Origin of the sequence: Erwinia magellanica, from assembly GCF_039023495.1 — a bacterium.
Taxonomy (GTDB): Bacteria; Pseudomonadota; Gammaproteobacteria; order Enterobacterales; family Enterobacteriaceae; genus Erwinia.
Window position 1 is genome coordinate 112141 of the sequence record NZ_JBCHVC010000001.1, and the last position, 25275, is coordinate 137415.

Annotated in this window: 19 protein-coding genes; 8 read left to right on the forward strand and 11 right to left on the reverse strand. The window is 54.7% G+C overall.

Features of this window, described 5'->3' with window-relative positions; all coding sequences use genetic code 11:
- The first annotated feature begins 517 nt into the window (after positions 1 to 517).
- Positions 518 to 2950, forward strand: coding sequence for a glucose/quinate/shikimate family membrane-bound PQQ-dependent dehydrogenase (locus tag AAH450_RS00550; RefSeq protein ID WP_342908439.1), 2433 nt, complete (start codon positions 518 to 520; stop codon positions 2948 to 2950).
- A gap of 63 nt (positions 2951 to 3013) precedes the next feature.
- Here the strand turns inward: AAH450_RS00550 and AAH450_RS00555 are convergent, their stop codons facing one another.
- From AAH450_RS00555 to xseA, 3 genes are all read right to left on the reverse strand, one after another.
- Positions 3014 to 3346 carry a protealysin inhibitor emfourin gene (locus AAH450_RS00555; protein WP_342908440.1) on the reverse strand — a complete coding sequence of 111 codons (333 nt, stop codon included), beginning with the start codon at positions 3344 to 3346 and terminating at the stop codon, positions 3014 to 3016.
- Positions 3343 to 4359 (reverse strand): M4 family metallopeptidase, encoded by a 1017-nt coding sequence (locus tag AAH450_RS00560; RefSeq protein ID WP_342908441.1) that lies wholly within the window; start codon positions 4357 to 4359, stop codon positions 3343 to 3345. The genes AAH450_RS00555 and AAH450_RS00560 overlap by 4 nt, the downstream gene beginning before the upstream one ends.
- A gap of 176 nt (positions 4360 to 4535) precedes the next feature.
- A complete protein-coding gene (gene xseA / locus AAH450_RS00565) occupies positions 4536 to 5915 on the reverse strand; it encodes an exodeoxyribonuclease VII large subunit (protein ID WP_342908442.1) in 1380 nt (459 codons plus the stop codon).
- Between the two features lie 170 nt (positions 5916 to 6085).
- Here xseA and guaB point away from each other — a divergent pair, with 170 nt between their 5' ends.
- Both guaB and guaA read left to right on the forward strand, forming a co-directional pair.
- The gene (gene guaB, locus AAH450_RS00570) at positions 6086 to 7552 is read left to right on the forward strand and encodes an IMP dehydrogenase (RefSeq protein ID WP_342908443.1); all 1467 of its coding nucleotides are present in this window, start codon (positions 6086 to 6088) and stop codon (positions 7550 to 7552) included.
- A gap of 80 nt (positions 7553 to 7632) precedes the next feature.
- Positions 7633 to 9213 (forward strand): glutamine-hydrolyzing GMP synthase, encoded by a 1581-nt coding sequence (guaA, locus tag AAH450_RS00575; protein ID WP_342908444.1) that lies wholly within the window; start codon positions 7633 to 7635, stop codon positions 9211 to 9213.
- A gap of 415 nt (positions 9214 to 9628) precedes the next feature.
- Here the strand turns inward: guaA and AAH450_RS00580 are convergent, their stop codons facing one another.
- On the reverse strand, positions 9629 to 10276 hold the full coding sequence (locus AAH450_RS00580; RefSeq protein ID WP_342908445.1) for a TetR/AcrR family transcriptional regulator: 648 nt from the start codon (positions 10274 to 10276) through the stop codon (positions 9629 to 9631).
- 107 nt (positions 10277 to 10383) lie between these two features.
- Here AAH450_RS00580 and AAH450_RS00585 point away from each other — a divergent pair, with 107 nt between their 5' ends.
- Together AAH450_RS00585 and AAH450_RS00590 are read left to right on the forward strand one after the other, a co-directional pair.
- Positions 10384 to 11277, forward strand: coding sequence for an NAD(P)/FAD-dependent oxidoreductase (locus AAH450_RS00585; RefSeq protein WP_342908446.1), 894 nt, complete (start codon positions 10384 to 10386; stop codon positions 11275 to 11277).
- A gap of 22 nt (positions 11278 to 11299) precedes the next feature.
- Positions 11300 to 11773, forward strand: a complete 474-nt coding sequence (locus AAH450_RS00590) for a methyltransferase family protein (protein ID WP_342908447.1) — start codon at positions 11300 to 11302, stop codon at positions 11771 to 11773.
- Between the two features lie 371 nt (positions 11774 to 12144).
- On the opposite strand, the gene AAH450_RS00595 is transcribed toward AAH450_RS00590, so the two are convergent.
- The 4 genes from AAH450_RS00595 to AAH450_RS00610 all read right to left on the reverse strand — a co-directional run bounded on the left by AAH450_RS00595 (position 12145) and on the right by AAH450_RS00610 (position 14611).
- Entirely contained in the window at positions 12145 to 12477 is a 333-nt protein-coding gene (locus tag AAH450_RS00595) for a type II toxin-antitoxin system HicB family antitoxin (RefSeq protein WP_342908448.1), read from the reverse strand.
- A complete protein-coding gene (locus AAH450_RS00600; protein ID WP_342908449.1) occupies positions 12465 to 12737 on the reverse strand; it encodes a type II toxin-antitoxin system HicA family toxin in 273 nt (90 codons plus the stop codon). The genes AAH450_RS00595 and AAH450_RS00600 overlap by 13 nt, the downstream gene beginning before the upstream one ends.
- A gap of 136 nt (positions 12738 to 12873) precedes the next feature.
- Entirely contained in the window at positions 12874 to 14310 is a 1437-nt protein-coding gene (gene mgtE, locus AAH450_RS00605; RefSeq protein WP_342908450.1) for a magnesium transporter, read from the reverse strand.
- Positions 14311 to 14434: 124 nt separating this feature from the next.
- Positions 14435 to 14611: a YfgG family protein gene (locus AAH450_RS00610; RefSeq protein WP_342908451.1), complete on the reverse strand. Its 177-nt coding sequence runs from the start codon at positions 14609 to 14611 to the stop codon at positions 14435 to 14437.
- Between the two features lie 285 nt (positions 14612 to 14896).
- Here AAH450_RS00610 and AAH450_RS00615 point away from each other — a divergent pair, with 285 nt between their 5' ends.
- Positions 14897 to 17113 carry a sensor domain-containing phosphodiesterase gene (locus AAH450_RS00615; RefSeq protein WP_342908452.1) on the forward strand — a complete coding sequence of 739 codons (2217 nt, stop codon included), beginning with the start codon at positions 14897 to 14899 and terminating at the stop codon, positions 17111 to 17113.
- A 16-nt stretch (positions 17114 to 17129) separates the two neighbouring features.
- Here the strand turns inward: AAH450_RS00615 and tehB are convergent, their stop codons facing one another.
- From tehB to ppk1, 3 genes are read right to left on the reverse strand one after another with little or no spacing between them, the layout of a single operon-like run.
- A complete protein-coding gene (gene tehB, locus AAH450_RS00620) occupies positions 17130 to 17735 on the reverse strand; it encodes a tellurite resistance methyltransferase TehB (protein WP_342908453.1) in 606 nt (201 codons plus the stop codon).
- Positions 17732 to 19264 carry an exopolyphosphatase gene (ppx, locus tag AAH450_RS00625; RefSeq protein WP_342908454.1) on the reverse strand — a complete coding sequence of 511 codons (1533 nt, stop codon included), beginning with the start codon at positions 19262 to 19264 and terminating at the stop codon, positions 17732 to 17734. The genes tehB and ppx overlap by 4 nt, the downstream gene beginning before the upstream one ends.
- Before the next feature lie 6 nt (positions 19265 to 19270).
- Positions 19271 to 21331 carry a polyphosphate kinase 1 gene (ppk1, locus tag AAH450_RS00630; protein WP_342908455.1) on the reverse strand — a complete coding sequence of 687 codons (2061 nt, stop codon included), beginning with the start codon at positions 21329 to 21331 and terminating at the stop codon, positions 19271 to 19273.
- 156 nt (positions 21332 to 21487) lie between these two features.
- Here ppk1 and AAH450_RS00635 point away from each other — a divergent pair, with 156 nt between their 5' ends.
- A complete protein-coding gene (locus AAH450_RS00635) occupies positions 21488 to 23626 on the forward strand; it encodes an ABC transporter permease subunit (protein WP_342908456.1) in 2139 nt (712 codons plus the stop codon).
- A complete protein-coding gene (gene pstA, locus AAH450_RS00640) occupies positions 23623 to 25269 on the forward strand; it encodes a phosphate ABC transporter permease PstA (RefSeq protein ID WP_342908457.1) in 1647 nt (548 codons plus the stop codon). Before AAH450_RS00635 ends, pstA begins: the two co-directional genes overlap by 4 nt.
- The last annotated feature ends 6 nt before the right edge of the window (positions 25270 to 25275 follow it).

Genomic DNA, 25275 nt, shown 5'->3' on the forward strand with positions numbered 1-25275 from the left:
GATATTTTCTCGCCTGCAATTAATCTTCCATCGTCTCTTTCTTTTTAGCTGCCCGGCACTATTCTTATTAAGTTACCTCCTGTTTAATTGTCTTATTTCTACTGGAAAGTCCGCTCTTTTACTGTAAATAAAACCCTGCACTCTTAGCCGTTATTGCTTTTCCTCTATTAATAAAAATAAATAATTTTCTTAAGTAATAATTTCTTATCGTTTTTATAGCGCTGAACGTTTTTTGCAAACAGGGCGAAAAAATAAGTGTTGTTAACTTTCTGTTTATTTAATTATGAACCACGTGGTACAATTTTTTGGTTAACCAGAGCTGTTAAACCGCCGTATGGCGCGGCAGCCGTGGCTTTGGCGGACAGTAGACGGGGCTAGCCCGTAGCGAATTGTTAATGAATTTAGTGTCTAAAGATAATTTTCCTCTCCCTCCGTTTCCGGCCAACCCTGGCAAAAGCGATAGAGAACCAGAGTGAAGATTGTGCTGAAGCCCTATTCAGTCAGGAGTATTTTTACCATGTCTCAAATGAATGCCCGACCCTCGAAAGGGTTGAGCCTCTGGTGCGTCGTGCTGGGGTTAATCTTACTGGCAACCGGCCTTTTCTTTGTGATTGCTGGTGGAAAACTGGTTTCACTGGGCGGTAGCTGGTATTTCGTTATTGCCGGTCTCTTTACCGTGCTTTCCGCTATTCAGTTCTTCCGCCGTAAATCCTCAGCCGTCCTGATTTTTGCCCTGGTGTTTATTGGCTCGGCGATCTGGGCGGTGCAGGAGGTTGGCGTGGATTTCTGGCCGCTGGTATCGCGTCTGATGACGCTTGCCGGCCTGCTGCTGCTGGCACTGATCACGCTGCCTGCGCTGCGTAAGCGCGAAGGCAAGCCCTCTGCGGCTAAACCTGCCTGGGCACTCTCTGCCGCATTAGCTGTGGGCATGGTCGCTACCCTGGTGGGCATGTTCCAGCCGCATCCGGTAGTGGCAAACGGCGAGGAGCTGCCGCTGAAGCCGGTTGATAAAGCCTCTGAGCAGAAAAACTGGGACAACTACGGTAATACTCCTGGCGGCAGCCGCTTTGTCGCCCTGGATCAAATTACCCGCGACAACGTGAAAGATCTGAAAGTAGCCTGGACTTTCCATACTGGCGATATCCCGGACAGCCCTACCGGCAATGGGGCTGAAGATCAGCAGACGCCGTTGCAAATCGGAGATGTGCTTTACCTCTGTACACCGCATAACAATGTCATAGCGGTCAATGCCGATACCGGTAAAGAAATCTGGAAGCGTGAAATAAATGCCCAGGCGGAAGTGTGGAACCGCTGCCGGGGACTGGCTTATTTCGACGCAACTAAACCGCTGACGCAGCCTACCGCACCTGATTCAACGCCAGTGACCGCAGTGTCACTGCCCGCCGGTGATACCTGTCAGCGTCGCCTGTTGATGAATACTATTGATGCGCGTCTGATAGCCGTTAACGCAGACAATGGCGAACTGTGCCAGAGCTTTGGCAACAAAGGCGTGGTCGATCTGAAAGCGGGTCTGGGCGATGCTCAGGATCCTAAATATCAGCTGACCTCTGCGCCAACCTTAGCGGGAACTACCGTTGTGGTAGGGGGCCGTGTTGCAGATAACGTTCAGACTGATATGCCGGGCGGCGTGCTGCGTGGTTTTGATGTCATCACCGGCGAAGTGCGCTGGGCATTCGATGCCGGTAATGAAGACCCCAACTACAAGTTGAAAGCAGGTGAGCATTACACCCGCAGTACGCCGAACTCCTGGGCGCCTATGTCCTATGACCCGGCGATGAACACGGTATTCATGCCAATGGGTAGCTCATCAGTAGACCTGTGGGGAGCTAACCGGACACCGCTTGATCACAAATATGGTGCTTCTATCCTGGCGCTTGATGCCACAACAGGTAAAGAGAAATGGGTTTATCAGACCGTTCATAACGATCTGTGGGACTTTGATATCCCCATGCAGCCAAGCCTGATCGATTTCCCACAAAAAGATGGCGGCACCAAACCTGCCGTGGTCTTTGGCACCAAAGCGGGTCAGATCTATGTACTGGATCGTATGACCGGCAAGCCGCTGACGGAAGTCAAAGAAGTTCCGGTTAAAAAAGGGACTATCCCCGGTGAAGAGTATCCTGCTACTCAGCCTAAATCCGTGGGCATGCCGCAGATTGGTGCGGAAACGCTGAAAGAGTCTGACATGTGGGGCGCCACGCCGTTTGATCAGCTGGTGTGTCGCATCGCGTTCAAATCAATGCGCTATGACGGACTCTACACCGTGCCGGGCACAGATAAGTCGCTGAGCTTCCCTGGTTCACTGGGTGGAATGAACTGGGGCAGCCTCTCTACTGACCCTAACAACGATCTGATCTTTGTGAACGACATGCGTCTGGGCCTCTGGGTACAGATGATCCCGGCTAACACGGATGCTATCGATCGTGGCAGCAATGGTGGTGAAGCAATCAACACCGGTATGGGCGCTGTGCCGTTGAAAGGCACGCCTTATGCTGTGAACAAGAACCGCTTTATGTCCCCGCTGGGCATTCCCTGCCAGAAACCGCCATTTGGCACGCTTTCAGCAATTAACCTGAAAACGCAGAAGCTGGTGTGGCAGGTTCCGCTGGGCACCGTGCAGGATACCGGTCCGTTTGGTATTAAGATGCACGCGCAGATGCCAGTTGGCATGCCATCACTGGGTGGTTCACTGGCAACGCAGGGTGGGCTGGTGTTTATCGCGGGTACGCAGGACTACTATCTGCGTGCTTTCGATACCGCAACCGGTAAAGAGGTATGGAAAGCCCGTCTGCCGGTCGGCAGCCAGGGCGGACCCGTCAGCTACAAGTCGCCGAAAACAGGTAAGCAGTACATCCTGATCTCTGCTGGCGGCGCGCGTCAGTCGCCAGATCGCGGTGATTATGTGATCGCCTACGCACTGGACAAGTAAGCGCGTAAAAGCAAACGCTGAAAAAAAAGCCTCTTCATAACGAAGAGGCTTTTTTATGACCACTTATTGTCCATCCTGCCATAGTTCAATCAGCGCCGGAGGCGCCTGATCTTCCGGGATCAGCAGCACAATATTTCCCACCTGATGCGGTGTTGCATAGCTGACCTCAATGCGAAAGTAGCGTTGATCGCCCCGTCCCGCCTGGCTCTGCTCTCCCGGCGGTTCGCCCAGCGGCATAACCTGACGCAACACGTTGCAGACGTGCTCACGCTGCGGCGGGCTGAGCTGTCCCAGCGCAATGCGTCTGGGGCCGGCAAGCCTGGGGATATAAGCGAATCCCCCTTCACGCGCCACGTCAATCACGGCATCATCACTCAGTTCCGGCAGGCTGTTCATGTCAGTACGCCAACCTGTTTCCAGGCATTTTCAATCGCCTGACCTACCGACTTGTTAAACCGTTTCTCGCCGTGGCGAACGGTAAAATCGGCAAAGGTTTTAAAATCGGCATTTTGCGGCAGCGTCTTGTCGCAAACAGTGTCATACCAGGCATAACCCGCCTGCTCCCAGGCATAGCCGCCCAGCGCTTTAGCTGCCAGACAGAAAGCGCGATTAGGAATGCCGGAATTCAGATGCACGCCGCCGTTGTCGTCGCGGGTCTGAATATAGCCCTGCATATCGGCAGGTTGAGGATCTTTGCCCAAAAGCGGATCGTCATAGGCCGTGCCGGGTGCAGACATTGAGCGCAGCCCTTTGCCGTTGATGCCTTCAGCCAGCAGCCCCTCGCCAATAAGCCAGTCCGCCTTGTCAGCCGTTTGGCTGAGATGAAACTGCTTAACCAGCGAGCCGAAAACGTCAGACAGTGACTCATTGAGTGCCCCCGCCTGTTCAAAATAGATCAGGCCCGCTTCTGTTTCGGTCACCCCATGCGCCAGTTCATGGCCCACTACATCCAGCGCTATAGTAAAACGGTTAAATATTTCGCCGTCACCGTCGCCAAATACCATCTGCTGTCCATTCCAGAAGGCGTTCTGATAATCCTTGCCGTAGTGAACGGTGCCTTTCAGCGTCAGCCCCTGGTTATCCAGCGAATTACGTTGGTAAGCCTGCCAGAAAAAATCGTAGGTGACGCCCAGATAGTCGTAAGCTTCATTGCTGGCGACATCGTTACCCCCCGGCTGGCCCTCTGTACGCACCAGTTTGCCGGGCAGGTTCTGGGTTTGTTCAGAATCATAAATTTCCCGCTGGACCTGGCCAGGCGTTGCTGTGCTGGCACCTTCAGGCTTGATCCAGGTTTCCGCCATCAGCGTCTGGACATGCGCCAGCGTGTTGCGCGCGCAGCTTTGCTGCAAGCCGGAACCGTTATCAATGATTTTACGCAGGATATAAGGGGGAATAACGCCATAGTGCATACCGTGCTCCCTGGTCGACGATGAGTGTCAGAAAAGTATAGACATCACTGGCGAATTTTGCGGCAAAGAGGGGGGAGGGGGCTACTGATTAGCCTGGCGCGGGTCATTACCAGGTGACATCTGCTTTGCCGGAAAACGGGTAAACCCTGTCGCCTGGTTTGCAGGCGACAGTCATTTCATTCAGACGCTTTTTTGCTTTTGCGTACAGGCTTAAGCGGGGTGATGGCGGTAACCTCGCTCTCTACCCAGCCATCGTCCAGCCGGGTTTTAAGCGTATCCCCTGGCGTTAGCTGCCGGCTTTTTTTCACCACCTGACCATCTGCGGCAGTGGTGACGCTGAAACCGCGCGCCAGCGTTGCCAGCGGACTGACGCCTTCAAGCTGGGCGGTGAGCGTTGAGAAGCGCTGTTTGCCGCCGTTCAGCTTAAGCTGCATCGCCTGTTGCAGGCGGTACTGCCAGTGCTGAAGCTGCTGCTGACCACGGTGAATACGCCCCTGCGGCTGAAACGCGCTCAGACGCTGCTCAGCGCGTTCCTGCAAACGGATAGCCTGCCGCACTCTTAACTGCATTGCGTCGTCCAGACGGCGTTGCAGACGCATCAGTGAGGTCTGCTGGCGTGCCAGGCGTAACTGAGGATGCTGCTGCTGAAGACGATGCTGCAAACGGGTATAGATACGGTTCTTCTGAGCGAGGTAGTAATCCATCGCCATTTCCAGCCGGGTTTGCTGGGACTGTAGCTGCCGCAGCAGCTCAATCTGATTGCGGCTGACCAGCTCTGCCGCCGCGGAAGGGGTGGGCGCGCGAAGGTCAGCAACGAAGTCAGCAATTGTCACGTCAGTTTCATGACCAACGGCGCTGACTATTGGAATGCGGCTGGCAAAGATAGCTCGCGCCACGCGCTCATCGTTAAAGCTCCAGAGATCTTCCAGCGAACCGCCGCCACGGCCCACAATCAGCACATCACACTCTGCACGCGTATTAGCCAGCTCAATGGCCCGCACAATGCTGGCTGGCGCGTCAACGCCCTGTACAGGGGTAGGGTAGATGACTATTGGCAGAGAAGGATCGCGGCGGTGCAGCACGCGCAGCACATCATGCAACGCCGCGCCGGTGGCGGAGGTGATGACCCCAACCTGACGCGCCGGGTCCGGCAACGGCTGTTTATGATGCTGTTCAAAAAGACCCTCGCTGAGCAGCTTTTGCTTCAGCTGCTCGAACTGCTGCTGTAACAGACCTTCACCGGCTGGCTGCATGCTTTCCGCAATCAGCTGATAATCACCACGCGGCTCGTACAGGGTGATGGTCGCTCTGACCAGAATCTGCTGGCCATTTTGCGGCCGAAAGGTAACCCGCCGGTTGCTGTTGCGAAACATTGCACAGCGAACCTGCGCCCCATCGTCTTTCAGGGTGAAGTACCAGTGGCCGGAAGAGGGCTGAGAGAAGTTGGAGATTTCAGCACTCAGCCAGACCTGGCCCATTTCCTTTTCCAGCAGCGTTCTCACCGTGGTATTGAGACGGCTGACGGTAAATATATTGGCAGATGGCGGTAGCGACATGTGATGAAGATCAAACTTTAAATCAGAGGGTTAATTAACCGATACTACAGGCCTTGTCAGCGGGATCAAGAACTTTTCGTAAATAATGCTGGAGGCAATCGATTACGCCCTGTATAATGCCGCGGCAATATTTTACAAGTTCTCATTCACCCTGAGGTTGAGATATTGCCATGCTAAGAATCGCTAAAGAAGCCCTGACTTTTGACGACGTTCTGCTCGTTCCCGCTCATTCGACTGTCTTACCCAACACGGCTGACCTCAGCACCCAGCTTACCAAAACCATCCGCCTGAACATCCCTATGCTTTCCGCTGCAATGGATACCGTGACCGAAGCTGGTCTGGCTATCGCACTGGCGCAGGAAGGTGGACTGGGCTTTATCCATAAAAACATGCCGATCGATCGCCAGGCGGAAGAAGTTCGCAAGGTGAAGAAACATGAAAGCGGCGTGGTTACCGATCCGCAAACCGTACTGCCAACAACTGCCCTGAGCGACGTTAAGCTGCTTACCGAACGTAACGGCTTTGCCGGTTACCCGGTGGTGAACGGCGATAATGAGCTGGTGGGGATCATTACTGGCCGTGACGTCCGCTTCGTGACCGATCTGAGCCTGCCGGTTTCTGCTGTGATGACGCCGAAAGAGCGTCTGGTGACCGTTCGCGAAGGCGAAGCCCGTGAAGTCGTGCTGCATAAAATGCACGAAAAGCGTGTGGAAAAAGCGCTGGTAGTGGATGACAGTTTCCATCTGCTTGGCATGATCACCGTGAAAGATTTCCAGAAAGCGGAGCGTAAACCCAACGCCTGTAAAGATGAGCATGGCCGTCTGCGCGTAGGTGCTGCGGTTGGCGCTGGCGCCGGTAACGAAGAGCGTATTGACGCGCTGGTCGCTGCCGGTGTTGACGTGCTGCTGATCGACTCTTCCCATGGCCACTCCGAAGGCGTTCTGCAACGCATCCGCGAAACCCGCGCTAAATATCCTGATCTGCAAATCGTAGGCGGCAACGTCGCGACCGGCGCGGGTGCTCTGGCACTGGTTGAAGCTGGCGTGAGCGCAGTGAAAGTGGGTATCGGCCCTGGCTCAATCTGTACTACCCGTATCGTAACTGGCGTTGGTGTTCCACAGATCACCGCAGTCTCTGACGCAGTAGAAGCGCTGGAAGGCACCGGTATCCCGGTTATCGCTGATGGCGGTATTCGTTTCTCTGGCGATATCGCGAAAGCTATTGCGGCTGGCGCTTCCGCAGTGATGGTGGGTTCTATGCTGGCTGGTACCGATGAATCTCCTGGTGAAATCGAACTCTACCAGGGTCGCTCTTTCAAATCCTACCGCGGCATGGGTTCTCTGGGCGCGATGTCCAAAGGCTCTTCAGACCGCTACTTCCAGACCGATAACGCAGCAGACAAACTGGTGCCGGAAGGGATTGAAGGCCGCGTGGCTTACAAAGGCCTGCTGAAAGAGATCGTTCACCAGCAGATGGGCGGCCTGCGCTCCTGTATGGGTCTGACCGGCTGTGCTACTATCGACGACCTGCGCACCAAAGCGGAATTTGTCCGCATCAGCGGCGCCGGTATTTCGGAAAGTCACGTTCACGATGTGACCATCACCAAAGAGTCTCCGAACTACCGTATGGGTTCATAAGACCCTGACTTCACGCCCGGCTTAAGCCGGGCGCTTTAATCCTAATCCCTGAATTTGTTATATCGCCCTGGAATAGCCCAATGACGACGGAAAATATTCATAAACATCGCATTCTGATCCTTGATTTCGGTTCGCAGTATACGCAGCTGGTAGCACGCCGGGTGCGTGAACTGGGCGTCTACTGTGAATTGTGGGCGTGGGATGTCACCGAAGAGCAGATCCGCGGGTTTAACCCGAACGGCATCATCCTGTCCGGTGGCCCGGAAAGCACCACTGAACACGCCAGTCCGCGCGCGCCAGAGTATGTCTTTAATGCTGGCGTACCGGTGCTGGGCGTCTGCTACGGCATGCAGACCATGGCGCTGCAATTGGGTGGTGAAGTGAAAGGCTCTCACGAGCGTGAGTTTGGCTATGCGCAGGTTGAAGTTGCCGTACAGAGCGCGCTGACCCGTGACATTGAAGACTCTCTGAGCGCTGAAGGCAAGCCGCTGCTGGACGTCTGGATGAGCCACGGCGACAAAGTTTCCGCTATCCCGGCTGATTTTGTGACCGTTGCCAGCACCGAGACCTGTCCGTTTGCGATTATCGCCAACGAAGAAAAACGTCTCTACGGCGTACAGTTCCACCCGGAAGTGACCCACACCCGTCAGGGCCTGCGTCTGCTGGAGCGTTTTGTACGCGACATCTGCGAGTGTGAAGCGCTCTGGACACCAGCGAAAATTATCGAAGACACCGTTGAGCGCCTGCGCGAACAGTGCGGTAACGACAAAGTCATTCTGGGGCTGTCAGGCGGCGTAGACTCCTCCGTAACGGCAATGCTGCTGCACCGCGCCATAGGCGACCGTCTGACCTGCGTCTTTGTGGACAATGGCCTGTTGCGTCTGCACGAAGCTGAGCAGGTAATGGATATGTTTGGCGACCATTTCGGTCTGAACATTATTCATGTGCCAGCCGAAGCGCGTTTCCTCGATGCGCTGGCCGGTATTGATGAGCCAGAAGCCAAGCGTAAAACCATTGGTCGCGTGTTTGTGGAAGTGTTCGACGAGCAGGCTACCACGCTACAGGATGTGAAGTGGCTGGCTCAGGGCACTATCTATCCGGATGTCATTGAGTCTGCGGCTTCGGCCACCGGTAAAGCTCACGTGATCAAGTCGCACCACAACGTGGGCGGCCTGCCAAAAGAGATGAAGCTGGGTCTGGTTGAGCCGCTGAAAGAGCTGTTTAAAGATGAAGTGCGTAAGATTGGCCTGGAGTTAGGTCTGCCTTACAACATGCTTTACCGCCATCCGTTCCCTGGGCCAGGTCTGGGCGTGCGCGTACTGGGCGAAGTCAAGAAAGAGTATTGCGACCTGCTGCGTCGTGCCGATGCAATCTTCATCGAAGAGCTGCATAAAGCTGACCTGTACAACAAGGTAAGCCAGGCATTCACCGTGTTCCTGCCGGTTCGCTCCGTGGGAGTGATGGGGGATGGCCGTAAATATGACTGGGTTGTCTCTCTGCGCGCAGTCGAGACCATCGACTTTATGACCGCTCACTGGGCGCATCTGCCTTATGAGTTCCTGGGCCGCGTCTCTAACCGCATTATCAACGAAATCGACGGCATCTCCCGCGTGGTTTACGATATTTCCGGTAAGCCGCCAGCGACGATTGAGTGGGAATAAGCTGCTTTACTAACCATTTGATTTCTTACTTAAAAAATAAGATGGTTATCTTTGCTGCGTAAGTAATGGCGCGCCTCTCACATCTGTGAGAGAGAGCTGTATCGATACCATGTCTGGATAAGGGATGCCGGCATGGTATCGGGAACTCTCGCAGCGTAGATATCAGCAGTGACTACCTGCCGGCCTCTGTAAGGGTGTTGGCAGGGATAACTCATCTCCGTCGGCCTCGCCACTATTACCAGCAAGCGCATAAGGTGTTTTTCGCCTGATTGTTAGCCCCCGCCTGTTTCGTACCAATGTGTGAAGTCCCCTGTCGGCAGCTGAAAAGGGGCACTGTCCCCAGCTGTCAGAAGGCTCAGGCCTGACCACTGATCACCCCTCGGCCCATTTCAAACTGCCCTGATTAATCAATCATTTATACGCCCCTGTGGTCTTCGCCACCGTGCGCGGCAATAAACATGGCAACGGCCGACCGGCAATAGGATTCGATTTCGTTGGCGTCCTCTGCTCTCGCCTCATCGAAGCGCGCGACAATCAGCAGGTCGGATCCCTTGATAAGTGCGGCAAATAAGCGGGCGGACTGGCGTGGGTCGGGCACGTTCAGTACCGCCTTTGCATGTAATTGACGCAACAGGGCCTCGATTTGAGCAATGACATGGGCAGGGCCAGCTTCATATTGGCGCTTGCTTAGAGATTTTTGATTCGTCTTGTCGGCCATGATCATGGCTTCGACACTACGGACCTCCGGGCTTAACAGCGTGCGAAGCAGGGATGATCCTACCGACATAAGCTGTTCTTCAGCCGAACCCTCGAAGCCTTCAAACAGGGCCTGTGGTGCAAACTGATGGCAGCGGGCCGCAATGGCCGCGCTGAACAGCGCCTCCTTATTCTCGAAGTGCCGATAGATGCTTAGCTTGGATATCTTCGCCCGCTGGGCGACCTTGTCCATCGTCGTCGCCTGAAAACCTAATTCCAAAAAAAGTTCGCACGCGGCGTCGACTATCGTTTGGCCAAGTGCTTCGTTGGTAGGGCGGCCACGCCGGCCCTGACTGTTGTCGGTCATATAAATTCCAGTACTTGACAGTATCATAATTATTGAATTATGGTACTTCAAAGTATCCTAAAGGTGCAAGCCAATCTCCTTTCATCCACAACGCGGAGCTCGTTACCATGAATGACGTCATCATCATCGGCGGCAGCTTTGCCGGTCTCGCCGCCGCCTTGCAGCTCGGCCGTGCTCGTCGCAATGTCACCGTTCTTGATACCGGGCTGCCGCGCAATCGCTTTGCCGGTCACTCGCATGGCCTGCTCGGCCATGATCACAAGCCACCGCTGGACATCCTGGTCGAGGCGCGGCAACAGCTGACGCGTTATCCCACGATTAGGCTTGTGAGTGCCAGGGCCGACAGCATCTCTGGCATCATTGGCCATTTCTCCGTCCTCACTGGCGATGGCGAAAGCCTTGAAGGGCGTCGCCTGATCCTGAGCTATGGAGTCGTCGACCAGATGCCAGATGTCCCGGGCTTTGCCGAAAGCTGGGGTACTTCCATCGTGCCGTGCCCTTATTGCGACGGTTTTGAAGTCGCTGACCAGCATTGGGGTCTCGTCTGGTCCGGCCCGCAGTCGATGAATCAGATCAGGCTGTTCCACGACTGGACCGACAGATTGACGCTCTTCGCCGATGGTCACGACATTGCACCTGATACCCGGGCCGATATGGTGCGCCGCAACATACCTGTCGTTGATGGCCGGATTACCGAAATCGTCCGTCATGGAAGTCGTAATGCCACAGTAAAACTTGATAGCGCCCGCGATGTCGCGGTCGACATTCTGTTCGCGCATCCGCGCACCAGACCGTCCGCAAGCCTGCATGAATCACTGGGTCTCGCCACGGTCAATACGCCAACTGGCATCGTCCTCAAAGTCGACGAGCGCCGCGAAACCAGTATTCCCGGTATCTACGCCGCCGGCGATCTCACCAACCCTGGAATGCCCTCGGTCACCATAGCATCATGGCAGGGTGCAACGGCTGGCATCTCCGCTCAGCAGTCGATGCTGGCTTAAGAGCGCAGATTGGAGGATGAACGTGGCCATTGAATCTGACAGCGCGGGTGTACGCTTTCCTCCGCCCTTCGTCTATCTGGGAACGCTGCTGTTGGGGCTGGCGGCGGAGCGTTTCCTTACCCTGCGCTCTTTCGGCATCGACTGGCGATTGCTGGCCGCAACGGGCGCGCTGCTGTCCGTTGCCGGCATGGCGATGATGCTTGCGGCGGCGGGGCTGTTCCGGCTGCTGGGCACCAGCATTCCGCCGTCGCGGTCAACGACCTTTATCGCAACGACCGGTCCCTATCGGTGGACGCGCAACCCCATGTATCTCGGCATGGCGCTTATCTATGCCGGCCTTGCGATCGGCTTTGACGGGCCGATCGCCTTTGCCTTGCTCCCGTTGGTGCTCATCGTGATTCAGACGCAGGTGATCGCCCGCGAGGAGCGCTATCTCGAAGCGAAGTTCGGCGATGACTACCGCCGTTACAAGGCCGGGGTTCGCCGCTGGCTCTGACGATTTCACCGCTGCCGCCAGCAGTGCTGCGCTGCCCGAGGGCGCGTGGCACGCATCCTGACAGTGGCCAGCTTCTCCCAAGTCTCTGTCGCATCCTTCGATACTGAACTGCCCCGACAAGCCTGTCGGGATACTGTTCAAGAGGCCTCAGGAGAGATGCCAGCTTCTCAGAATGCTATTTTGTGTGGCATTACCTGGCGATCGCCATTTAACTTTTTGAATTTTTCAGGCTATTGGTAATCGAATGGGATAATTTAGCGCACAGCTTATTTTATTTCTGTCAGCTTCAGATAGCCGAAAGCCCGCTTAATTGCGGGCTTTTTAATTTCAACATTCTGGGCCAGAAACGCTGATATACAACAGAGTAGTTTTCACATGTGAGCCGCTTTACTAAGCGTATCGCTAATCCACTGGTTAACGCTTTTTCCTGCGACTTCCGCTGCCGAATTAATGGCCGCGTGTGTTTCGGGTGGGATACGTAAACTGATTTTTCCACTGGCAGGGCGCTGAGCCTTAAGCCCGTTTTCCCTGCAGTAAGTCAGATAATCGTCTACTGCTGCTTCAAATGCTAAACGTAAATCAGTGACGTTATCAGCATGAAAGCCAATCACATCACGGATGCCAGCCACATGTCCGATCAGACAGCGATCTTCATCGCTGTACTCAATTTTGGCTGAATATCCTTCGTAATTCATAGTACCCATGGGGTTACTCCAATCATTTCAAGGAATTTCCTGCCATCGCGTACCTGATAGGCTTTTGCTTCTTTTTCAGGGTGGGGACGATGGAAAGAGGCAATGACTCCCTTTATTTCTACTCTGACCCGTGAGCCTTTTCCCTCAGTGATTTTTGCGCCGATAGCGACAAATAAAGCTTCTATTTTGCGCCATTCCAGACTGCTGGAAACAGGGTCAGTGAAAATGATTTCCAGGGTCTTCCGGTGCTGGTTGTTGAGCGCATACATGTTTATCTTCCCTGATTGCTCTTACCTCTTTTTTAATACATGATGATATCACTAATTGATATCACTTCAAGGTTTTGAATTTTCTTTGTGACATAAAAAAGGGCGAAACGATCGCCCTGTTGTTATCTTTTCAGCTCTAATGCAGCAAAAACAGGGTAGCCAGACCCAGGAAAATAAAGAAGCCGCCGGTATCGGTAAGGGCCGTGATCAGTACGCTGGAGCCTACCGCCGGATCGCGTTTAAGTTTAGTCATGCACAGAGGGATCAGCACGCCCATTAACGCCGCCAGCAGCAGGTTCAGCACCATCGCCAGCATCATTACGCCGCCGAGTGCGGGATTGCCATACATAGCCCAGGTGACGCCGCCCATGATGCCGCCCCAGCAGATGCCGTTAATCAACGCTACGCCAAGCTCGCGGCCAATCAGGAAAGAGAAGTTGCCAGGCTCCACCTGATGCAGGGCTAATGCACGCACAATCATGGTAATGGTCTGATTTCCCGTATTGCCGCCGATACCGGCAACAATGGGCATCAGCGCGGCCAGCGCGACAATCTGCGAGATGGTGCCTTCAAAGAGGCCAATAACCCTGGAGGCCACAAAGGCGGTACAGAGGTTGACCGCCAGCCACGTCCAGCGGGTACGCACGGCTTTTCTGACCGGTGCGAACACATCCTCATCAGGATTAACGCCGCCCATTTTACGGATATGGCTGTCATTGGATTCGTTAACCAGATCGATCACGTCTTCAACGGTGACGCGGCCCATTAATTTGCCTTTGGCATCAATAACGGCAGCGGAAATCAGGTTATAACGTTCAAACGCACCCGCCGCATCCTCTGCTTTATCGTCAATACGGAAGGTGGTGGGTTTGTCGTTCATCACCTCAAAAACCATTCGCTTGGGCTTGTTCAGTAAAATATCGGTCAGCGAAAGTTCACCAAGCAGAGTGTTGTTTTCATCCGTAATAAACAGTTTATCTGTGCCTTCAGGAATAGACTTTTTGCGCCGCAGATAGCGCTGAACCGTGGCGAGCGTCACGTCGGCTGGCATGGTGATCAGTTTAAAATCGGTGATCCTACCCACGCGGTCGCGGTCAAAATCCATTACCTCCAGCACGCGGGAGCGCTGTGCCGGATCCAGAGAGGTCAGCAACCGCCCGGTTAAATCGCGCGAGAGATATTTTGCCAGATAGACCTGCTCATCTATATCCAGCGGTTCGATAGCGCGCAGTAAATCGCGGTCGCTCATCTCTTCAATCAGGCTTTCCCACACGCTTTCGGAGGCTTCCACCAGCACCATCCCGCGGCGCTCGGTGTCAATCAGACGCCACAAGGCCTGACGTTCATCTTCCGGCAGCGCTTCCAACAGGTCAGCAAGGTCAGCGGCGTGCAGCAGAGGAATATAGCCTCTGATCTCTTCCGCTTCTTCCCGATGCACTTCAGCTTCAGCAGCTGTTTCCTTAAGGGGACGTTCGAGAAGCGTATCGACCAGATCGTTATCGTTAAGCAGCAGAGTTAAAATACGGCTGCGGATTTCAGCAAGCTGCTCACTGTGGGATAAAGCTACAGACATAAAAATTCCCTTGAGTCTGGCAAAAGAGGAGCGAAAAGCTAAGTATTGCCTAAATCAGGCAAAAGAGTGAGAGAAGTCGCTTTTTTTCAGGCAACTCCATCAGGAAGGGCGCAGGAAGAGCGACTTATTTCGTCACCGCAATGGGTTGTGCAACTTCCTGTTTTTTCTGCTGATGATGCTCAAAAGCGGCCGGGACGACGTAAATTAACCGGCCGGTTAAAATGATAAAACTCACCAGCAGGACAATACGGGTCATACGGCTGGTTTTCTGACGTTTTCTAAATGATATGGCGCTGTTCACGCGGCGTTTCCAGTTAGGCCCGAAGGCGATGGCATAATTTAGACACAGCTACCGTATCAGGTCAACGTAATGCGCCCTTGCCATGATGAAATTTCCAACAAAATTTTACCTGCGCGATTTTGAAGGAAAGGTAAACGGCGGCATAACAGGCGGAGTAAAAAAGGTCTGGTTTGACGCAGATCAAAATCCTTCCCTCCAGCGATCCTACTATGACCCACTGACCCCCTTTTGCATCAGGAACGCTCTGTTTAAATCATCAGCAACATAACAGAACTATTGAGCCTAATGAGAATCAGCAGTTGGATCGCCCGCTTTAACCAGAGTTCGTCAGGATTACCGTTAATTTTACCTCTGCTCCTGATGCCGCTCTCCACCCAACTTTCTGTCCGTCTGGGCATTGAAAGCGGCTATGTCTATCTGATCTACCTTCCGCTGGCAATGCATATTGCTTTTCTGCTGGTGTTCGACTGGCGAGCGATGCCGGGATTAATTCTGGGACTCTCTCTTTACTATTTTCAGCGTTACAGCCTGGTGCCTGCCGCGCTGATCGTTTTGGCAACAGCAGGCTCGCTGGCGCTGGGGTGGAAAGGTTATAAGCTGCATGCCGGACGGCGATGGAATGCGGATTATGGCGGGACCAGCCTGATGAAGGTGCGCCTGCTGTGGCTGGCTTTTCTGACGCCGTTATTGTTTATCCTCGGTATGCAGGCGGTGGCTTATTCAGGTTTTGTCTCCCGTAACGGAACCGTTTTCAGTCCTGAACTGTTTTCGCTGCATATTTTATTAAACTTTCAGTCTTTATTGCTTTCCTGCCTGACGATGATTCAGGTCTATTATTTTGCTATTCGCTGCCTGCGTAAGCCCAGGCTGGCTAAAGTGATTTTCCTGCGAATTCGTAAGCAGGCTGCTCCCACGGTGAGCAGAGAAGAGGTGCTCTGCTGGTCAGCGCTGGTTGCTTTCCTGCTGGTCATGCTTTTTGTGGCTCACAAAAATCAGCAAAATTTACTGGCCAGCGATTACGGTCTGCCGTTAATTTTGCCATTAATGCTCTGGTCAGCCATGCGTTTTGGCTATCTTTTTACCTCGCTAAGCTGGGCGGTATTACTGGTACTGCTTTATCAGCTCCGGGATCGCTTCCTTTCTTACGGCACCGAGCCGTACCACCTCGCCGTGATGTCCGCTAACCTGCTGGTTTTCAGCCTTACTATTCTGCTAATGGCATCCATCAGCACCCGTCAGCGGCAGATGCTGGCTCGGGCAAAACAGACGGCGCTGCGAGATCCGGTCTTTAACCTTCCCAATTTGCGTGCGTTAAGTGCAGACCTGGCAGAAAGCCCTCTGAATATCCTCTGTTTTCTCAGCGTGCCCGATCTGGATCGGCTGAGCCGGATCTATGGGCTTCGTCTGCGGATTAACTACAAACGTGGCCTGGCTGCGCACCTGGGGTCGGCGTTGCAGCCAGGGGAGGAGGTCTACCAGCTGCCGGGCTTCGACCTGGTTATCAGGCTGAATTACAGCGGCCACCAGGCTCGTATCGAAACGATCACCACCAGCATAAAGGCGTACCACCTGCAATGGGAGGGGCTGCCCATTCATCCTGAAATTGGATTCAGTTACTGTAGCGTGCGGCGTCCGGTCACGCACCTCTATGAACTGCTGGGTGAGATGAGCGCTATGGCGGAACAGTCGCTGAAAACCGGTATGGCTGAGAATTTGCTGCAAAATAACAGCCTGCCGGTACAGCGCCGCGTCGCGGAAAAAGTGGCTTTGCTGAATGAGATCAAAGCCACGTTAAGCCAGCAGGGCTATCCGCTGTGGGTACAGCGCGTCAAAGGGATCAGAGGCGATGATTTCTACGCTATCACCATGCGGATGCGCGATCGGGCGGGGCAGCCAATATTGCCAGCTCAGCTGGAAGAATTTGGGTTAACCTGGGATGTGGACCGCTGGATGATCGAGCAGTCGCTGGCTTTTATTGATCGGTATCGTCGGGCGCTGCCGGGCAGCCGGTTCGCTATTCCGCTTTTTATCTCCACTCTCTGTCGGCCCCGGCTGGTAAAAGAGATTGCGCACTATCTGGAGGCATACCGGCTGGAACCCTGGCAACTGATTGTTCAGGTGCCGGACTCTCCTTTGCTCAGCCACACCAGTTGGGGATGCAGCGCCATTGCGCAGCTTCGCCTGTTGGGCTGTGCGGTGGCGATTACAGAATTTGGCGGCAAATTTGCCAGTTATGCCAGCTTACCGGCGCTGGAGGGCGATTTGCTGAAGATTGATGCCCGTTTTGTAGGGAACATGCTGCAAAGCAGCCTGGATTATCAGGTGATCCAGGCCCTCTGCGGGTTAGCCAAATCCAGGAAAATGCAGGTAATAGCCGGGGGAGTCAGTTCACAGGAAGTGGAGGAAGAGCTGCGTCGGCTGGGTGTGGACTATTTGCAGGGAGAGAGTATCGGCGGGGAGCGGCCTTTAAGGGAATTGATTGGGGTAACACGGGCGATTTGATTTCGCCCGTGCCGCTTTACGCTTTGATCATCTCTTTTTGCGCCAGCAGCGTGGCAAACCGCAGGGGAATGCGGTTGCCATGCTCATCGGTGCGGTGAAGCTGGCCAACATGCTCGTTATATTTAACGATGTGCCACTTACGGTAATAATCGCTAAGCTCGCCTGACTTAAACGCAAACGGGAAGCCCTGGTCGCAGGGATAATCTTCAGTATCCATCGCGGCCACAATCAGGTTATAGCCACCCTTAACCGTGCTGGCCTGCATATCTGCAATCAGCTGAGGGATCGTCTCAGGCTGTAGAAACATCATTACCACGGTAGAGAAGACAAAATCCCAGGCACCGTTGAAGCGCCAGGTATTGAGATCTTTCTGCGCGGTGACAATTCCCCGAAGGTTCTCCTCGGCAATAATCTGGTTCAGACGTGCCAGGCTGGCCGGATTGTTATCCCAGCCGGTCACCTCAAAACCCTTCAGGTTAAGCCAGAGGGCATTCCTGCCGTTGCCACATCCCACATCTAAAGCGCGGCCAGGAGGGATACGATCCACCGCTTCCAGCACCTCGGAATGGGTAGGGGAGAGCTGATATTTCTCGGTGTAGTAGTTATCGGGACGAAGGATCATGATGCTGTCTCCTCCTGGATCATCAGCTGCCAGCCCGTGACATCTTTCCAGTAACTCTGTTCGCGCTCCAGATCGAGCTGCACCAGGTTGTTCTGGCTGAAGTAGTCTGCCGGGAATGTTAACGTCCAGTGGCCGTCATTGGTTTCCAGCTTCAGCAAGTCTGGAGTGGAGGTAGCCTGGCGCTGATTGTTAAGCAGAGCGCCCAGACGTAGTAAAAACACCAGCGGCAGAAACTGTTTTTTCTTGAACAGCGTCAGCCGCGGCATCTCATCCACTTTCACCGCTTTGCGGTGGAAGCGAACCAGCGTCGCCAGCAAGGTTTGCTGATCCTGATTGAAGCCCGGCATATTGGTGTTTTGCAGAATATAGGAGGAGTGACGCTGCATCCCGCTGTGATTGATGGTCAGACCCACCTCATGCAGCATCGCCGCCCATTTAAGCAGAGCAGAAAGCTGCGGATTGGCCAGCTTGGAATTCTGATCGCGCCACTGTAGATAGAGCTTCTCGGTGGTTTCCAGCACCCGCTTTGCCTGATCGCTGTCAATAGCGTAATGGTTTGCCAGACTCTGCGCCGTTCTGCTGCGGATATCCTGATGGCGAAAACGGCCTTCCATCTCATACAGCACGCCTTCACGCAGCGCACCGTCAGAAAGCCGCAGCTCGCGGATAGCCAGTGCATCAAAAACGCCACAAAGAATGGCAAGGCCGGGAACAAAGACCGCTTTACGCTCTTCAGAAAGGCCTGGCAGACTCAGCGCCTCAAACGATTTATGTTTGATCACCTCGTCATAGAGCATCTCCAGCCGCTCGGGGGTGATGACTTTCTCTTTTTCACCCATCGCCAGCAGCACTTCGCAAGCTGCTTTGATGCTGCCAGAAGCGCCAAGGGCGTACTGCCAGCCCGTCAGGCGGTACTGCCAGGCCATGGTTTCAAGCTTCTGTGCGGCGGCAAGGCGGGCGCGGCGGAAGTTCTCTTTGCTGATCACGCCGCCGGGGAAATAGAGGTTGGCAAAACTGACGCAGCCCATACGGCGGCTCTCAACCAGCTTTGGCTCGAAATCTTCGCCTATCACCATCTCAGTAGAGCCGCCACCGATATCGATAACCAGCTTGCGGCCTTTCTCCGGCTGCGTGTGCTCAACGCCCATAAAAATCAGACGGGCCTCTTCATTGCCGGAGATTACTTCAATCGGATAGGGAATGACATCCGCTGCCCGCCGCAAAAAGTCTTCAGCATTGACCGCTTCACGCAGGGTATGCGTACCCACAATCGTCACGTTAGCAGGGCTGAAGCCCTGGAGGCGTTCTGCAAACAGAGCAAGGCAGGTCAACCCGCGCTGGATAGCGGCTTCACTCAGCACATTGTTGTGATCCAGCCCATCGGCTAGTTGGACGCGCTGCTTCAACCTGCCGAGCACCTGCATGGCGCCATCTACCACGCGGGCAATCACCATGTGAAAACTGTTTGAGCCCAGGTCGATGGCGGCAAATTCCTGCGGTTTAGGCGTATTTTTCTGGGATATTGGCATAGTGAGTTAGTCAGGTTGTTCCAGAGTTTTAATGTAATCGTAGATAGCAAGCTGGGCGCGTACCTTACGGCGATTGCCGCGGGGAACATAGCGGTTACTCAGCTCTTTATCTACAAAGCGCGCCTTAAGCGTATCACTCAACAGTATGCCAATAATATCCAGCACACGCTGTTTCAGAATAGGGTCAAGAATGGCGACGGCGACCTCAATACGGTAATCGATATTGCGGGTCATCCAGTCAGCGGAGGAGAGATAGACTTTTTTATCCCCGCCGTTATCAAAAATGTAGACGCGATCATGCTCCAGATAGCGATCCACAATACTGATCACGCGTATGTTTTCGCTAATACCTTCCAGATTTGGGATCAGCGAGCACATGCCGCGGATCAGCAGGTTCACCTTCACGCCGACGCTGGAAGCGGTGTAAAGCCGGTCTACCAGACCTTTATCTACCAGGTTATTCACCTTGAGCGTGATGCCCGCTGGCGTCCCTTGCTGGGCATTGGCAATTTCGTTGTCAATCAGCTGATAGAGCATCTGCCTGGAGTTCTGCGGCGAAACCATCAGATGTTCAAACGTCACCGGACGATAGGGGTTTTCAATAAAGTTAAACACCCGGCGCACTTCGTTGGTGATCCGCGCATCAGCGGTTAACAGCGAATAATCGGTATAGATACGGGCCGTTTTTTCGTTGAAATTGCCGGTGCCGATATGCGCATAGCGGGCTATCTCCCCGTTTTCACGGCGGGAGATCAAAAACAGCTTGGCGTGAATTTTCAGACCAGGGGCAGAGAAAATCACATGCACACCTGCTTCCGTCAGCCGCTTCGCCCAGTGAATATTGGCTTCTTCATCAAAGCGAGCCTGAAGCTCCACCACCACGGTAACCTTCTTGCCGTTGTAAGCCGCGTGGATCATCGCATCAATAATGCGCGAGTTCTTGGCTACCCGGTAAATATTGATTTTGATAGCCAGCACGGCAGGGTCGAAGGAAGCCTGGCGCAGCAGCTCCAGCACATGCTCGAAAGTGTGGTAGGGATAGTAAAGCAGCACATCGCGGTTACGGATGGCGTCGAAGCCGTTCCGGAAACGGTCAAACCAGATGTGCCGCAGCTGAGGCAGCGGCTTGTTCACCAGGTTTGCTTTGCCAACATTTGGGAAAGTGATGAAATCTTTAAAGTTATGATAACGGCCACCCGGCACGATAGAGTCGTAGTTGGTGATGTTCAGCTTTTTGCTCAGCATCTCCACCATCGTGTCCGGCATATCGCGCTGATAAACGAAACGCACCGGCTCAGCGGTTAAACGCTGCTTAAGGCTGGAGGACATTAATTCCAGCAGGCTGGATTCCATCTCGGTGACCAGGTCATATTCCGCATCGCGCGTCATCTTCATCGAATAGGCATTGAGCGCATCGTAATCAAAGAAGCCACGGAAAATATCGCCGAGACAGTAGCGCAGAATGTTATCCAGCAGAATCATTGGCTTGCGGCGGCGAGGCGTCTCCGGCGGCAGATTCACAAAGCGGGGCACCTTGTCGGAGGGAATTTCCAGCAGGGCATAGCTGATCTCCTCGCCGCGGATAATTTCTACCGCCAGGTAGGTGTAATCATCCTTAAGGAATTCAATCAGATCCGTGTCGTGGTTCACCAGAATAGGCGTAATGTGCTGACGCAGATGATGCTTAAAGTAGTGGCGCAACCAGCTTTGCTGATTGGGCGAGAGCTGACGTTCATTGATCAGGAAGATCTGGTTGCGCGCCATCTCCAGCAACAGATCGTTATAAAGGCTGTCAAATTCCTGATCCGCTTTCAGAACGCGGGCCTGGATTTTTTTTAACAAATGGCGCGGGGTAGAGGGAGAACCTTGCTCTTCGCCAATCAAAATGCGGCGTTTCAGGTCGGCAAAGCGAACCTTATAGAACTCTTCAAGGTTATTGGAATAGATACCCAGAAAACGCATACGCTCAATGAGGGGATTGGTCTTATCCGCCGCTTCCTGAAGCACGCGTTCGTTAAACGACAACCAACTCAACTCTTTTTCTATATACAGCTTTTCCTGACCCATTTTTACTCCGTCTGCAGATCCTGTTTTGATCGGCCATTGTCTGCTTTCATTATGGCGAGAGTATGGCAGCAAAGTCCAACGGACATTGTTGATTGTCTTATTAATCTTATAAGGGCAACATAGCGACTTCTACGCGCACTGGAAAGCCCTTAACGCATGAGCTCGACCCCTATCCCTGCACAGTTCAACGGCCGCCGCCGTCGGTTTATCGACCGGCTGACTCGCCGCGTCGTAAGGATTTGTGGGCTGGCTATTCTGCTGGTGATGTTTTTACTCTTCGTCTGGCTGCTGTGGGTCGTTGTGCCGCTGTTTGCCGCGCCCTCACTGAGCAACGAACAGCAGATTGTGTTGCCGCCTTCTCCACCTTCAGTAGCGATGGGAATGGATGCGGGGCAGCGGTGGGGCTGGCGTATTGATAAGCAAGGGCAGGGCTTTTTTATTCCTCTGAGCAGTCAGGCCGCCTCTGCACCTTATCCTCTGAGCCGTGGCACCGTTTCTGCCGTCTCCACCCCTGATGATCGCAGCATTTTATTACAGAGTGAAAGCGGGCTGGTGCTGGTGCAGCCTCAGTTCAGCACGGTGACCAACGAACCGCTCTGGCGATTCCCCTTAGGTGACAAACCGCTGGCAGGCAGCGATCCTGATGCCTCCCTCCTCACCCTGGCCCAGCCGGATGAGCAGAGCTGGCTGGTGGCTCAGGCCAGCGCGCAGCAGATCACCCTGATCAAATACCAGCTTAATACCGCAGCTGAGATCTTTAAGGTGAACTTGCCTGGCGTGACGCAACTGCTGCTTTCGCCCGACGGGCAACGCCTGTTCACCGTTTCAGGCACCCTTTTACGCGTCTGGAACATAACGCCGCAGGGCCTGGAGCTGCGCGATACGCACACGCTGAATAGCGTGCCCGCGCGTATTGCCCTGATGAGCGGAGGAAGCTCACTGCTGATAGCAGACAGCCATGGCATTTCTCAGTGGTTTGATATCACCAGCGAATCCGGGCCGCAGTTGCGGTACATCCGCCAGTTTGCCGGGGCTGAAGAGCAGGGCGTGCTGATAACTGAAGCGCATCGCCGCGTTTTTGCCACGCTAAGCCCGGCTGGTGAACTCAGGCTCTATGCCAGCAAACAGCAGGGCGCCATCTTATCCAGTCAGCTTCACGGCGGGGCCGGACTCGCTACCTTTGCCCCACGCGGCGATGGTTTGCTGCTGGAGCATGAAGGCGTCTGGAGACACTACCGGCTTACCAATCCCTGGCCAGATATCAGCTGGCGGAACCTCTGGCAGAAAGTCTGGTATGAGCACTATCCAGCTGCGGATTACGTCTGGCAATCCACCTCTGCTAACGATGAATATCAGGGCAAGTACAGCCTGGTGCCCATGGTAGTGGGTACCCTGAAAGCCGCAGGGTTGGCGATGCTGTTTGCCACGCCGCTGGCGCTGGCGGCGGCGATGTACACCGCGTGGTTTATGGCGCCTGGCCTCCGGCGCTGGGTCAAACCGGCAATAGAGATGATGGGGGCGTTACCCAGCGTGGTGATCGGTCTGATTGCCGGGCTGTGGCTGGCTCCTCAGCTGGCTGACAGATTGCTGGGTGTGCTGCTGCTACCGCTGCTGCTGGCTGGCGTTCTGCTGCTGTGCAGCTGGGGTTCACAGCGGTTATCGCCCGCATGGCGTCGCCGTCTTTGCAGGGAAGGCCGGGAAATCTGGGTTCTGTTACCGCTGATGCTGCTGACGGGCGTACTCTCCCTGTGGCTGATCCCTCTGCTTGAGCAGCAGCTGTTTGAAAATGGCCTGGCGGAACGCTTCAGCCAGAATTACCAGCAGCGCAATTTACTGATCGCAGGCGTTGCTATGGGCTTTGCGCTGGTGCCGCTGATTTTCACGCTGGCGGAAGATGCTATCTTCAGCGTACCCGCCTCGCTGGGGCAGGGGTCGCTGGCGCTGGGGGCCACGCCGTGGCAAACCCTGATCCGCGTGGTGGTTCCGGGAGCTTCATCCGGCATTTTTGCCGCGTTGATGATCGGTTTTGGCCGGGCGCTGGGAGAAACAATGATAGTGCTGATGGCAACAGGAAACACGCCGGTGACGGAAGGCGGCGTGTTGCAGGGGGTACGCACACTGGCTGCCAATGTAGCTATTGAGATGCCGGAAGCGGCCGCAGGCAGCGCACATTACCGCATTCTGTTTTTAAGCGCCCTGGTGCTGCTGATCTTTACGCTGATTGTGAATACCCTGGCAGAGCTTATTCGTCAGCGGCTGCGTCAGCAATATGGACAACAGGAGGGGCAGCCATGAGCGCCGTGACAAATAACCACCGCTGGCGCTGGTTAACGGGCGGGGCGGTCGCGGTCAGCCTGCTGGCCTTTGTTTTGCTGATTGCGCTGCTGGCCTGGCAGGGCTTTCGCTATTTCTGGCCTCAGACAGTGACGCTCTTTACTGTGCAGCAAACCGTCGGCACCTCACAGGTACTGGGCGAAGTTGTTCAAAAAGAGAAGGTATCCCGCCAACAGCTTCAGGCCAGTGGCCGGGCGCTGCCGTCAGGTTTGCCGCAGGAACTGACGCGCTATCTGATCAAAACCGGGAATCGCGATTTTGCCGCCACCGATTTCCAGAGCCTGTTGAGTTATCAGATTGTGGCTCAGGAAGCGCCAACCGGGGTGATTGCGCTCCAGCGGCGATCGGGCGGCATGGCGTATGGCTGGTTTGACGGGCTGCTGGAGAACGGACAGCCGCTGGTCGCCCGCAATATGATGCGCGCCCTACAGCTGCGCATCAAACAGTCTCATCAGCAACTGTCACAGGCGGAGAAGATACGCCGTATCAGCATGGCCAGGCTTAACAGTGAGCTGAACCAGCTGGCGCAGCGTCAGCACCGGCTTCAGCAGGAAAATCAGTACACTGCCCAGGCGCAGTCAATCCATCAGGCGGACAGCACAGAGTTGCAGCGTCAGTTTGCGCTGAAAGCGCAGCAGCTTAAAGATCTCACCAGCGAAAGCAGCAGTACGGTGCTGATCCTGCGCGATGCGCAGGGTCAGCAGCACTTTATCCCGCTCAATCAGATTTTATCGGCCTGGTACCCTAACGCAATGAGCTATAGCGAGAAGGGGCTGCACTTTGCCTGGCAGGTATGGCATTTCATCAGCGGTACGTCGGGTGAAAGCGTGGGCGAAGGCGGCGTTTTTCCAGCTATATTTGGCACGGTGCTGATGGTGCTGCTGATGTCCGTGGTGGTCATGCCGCTCGGCGTCGTTGCGGCTATCTGGCTGCATGAGTATGCCGGAAACGGGCTGATGACCCGGCTGGTACGGATTGCGGTGGTGAACCTGGCTGGCGTGCCCTCTATCGTATATGGCGTCTTTGGCCTGGGCTTCTTTGTCTGGCTGGCAGGCGGAAGCCTGGACAGGCTCTTTTTCGCCGATGCTCTGCCCAACCCGACGTTCGGCACGCCCGGCCTGCTGTGGGCCTCACTGACGTTAGCACTACTGACGCTGCCGGTGGTGATTGTGGCGACTGAAGAGGGGCTGTCACGCATTCCCAACTCCTTACGCCAGGGTTCGCTGGCGCTGGGGGCCACGCAGGCGGAAACGCTGTGGCACGTCACGCTGCCGCTGGCGGTTCCGGCGATGCTGACCGGGCTTATCCTGGCGGTGGCGCGTGCAGCGGGGGAAACGGCACCGCTGATGCTGGTGGGCGTGGTGAAGATGGTGCCCGAGCTGCCGGTGGATGCGGTCTTTCCCTATCTGCACCTGGACCGCAAATTTATGCATCTGGGCTTTCAAATCTATGACCTGGCGTTTCAAAGCCCTAACGCGCAGGCAGACAGGCCGCTGGTATTCGCTACCGCGCTGCTGCTGGTGACAATTATTCTGGCGCTGAATGTGCTGGCGATGGCGTTGCGTCATCGTCTGCGTGAACGTTATCGCACATTAATGAACTGAGTGAGA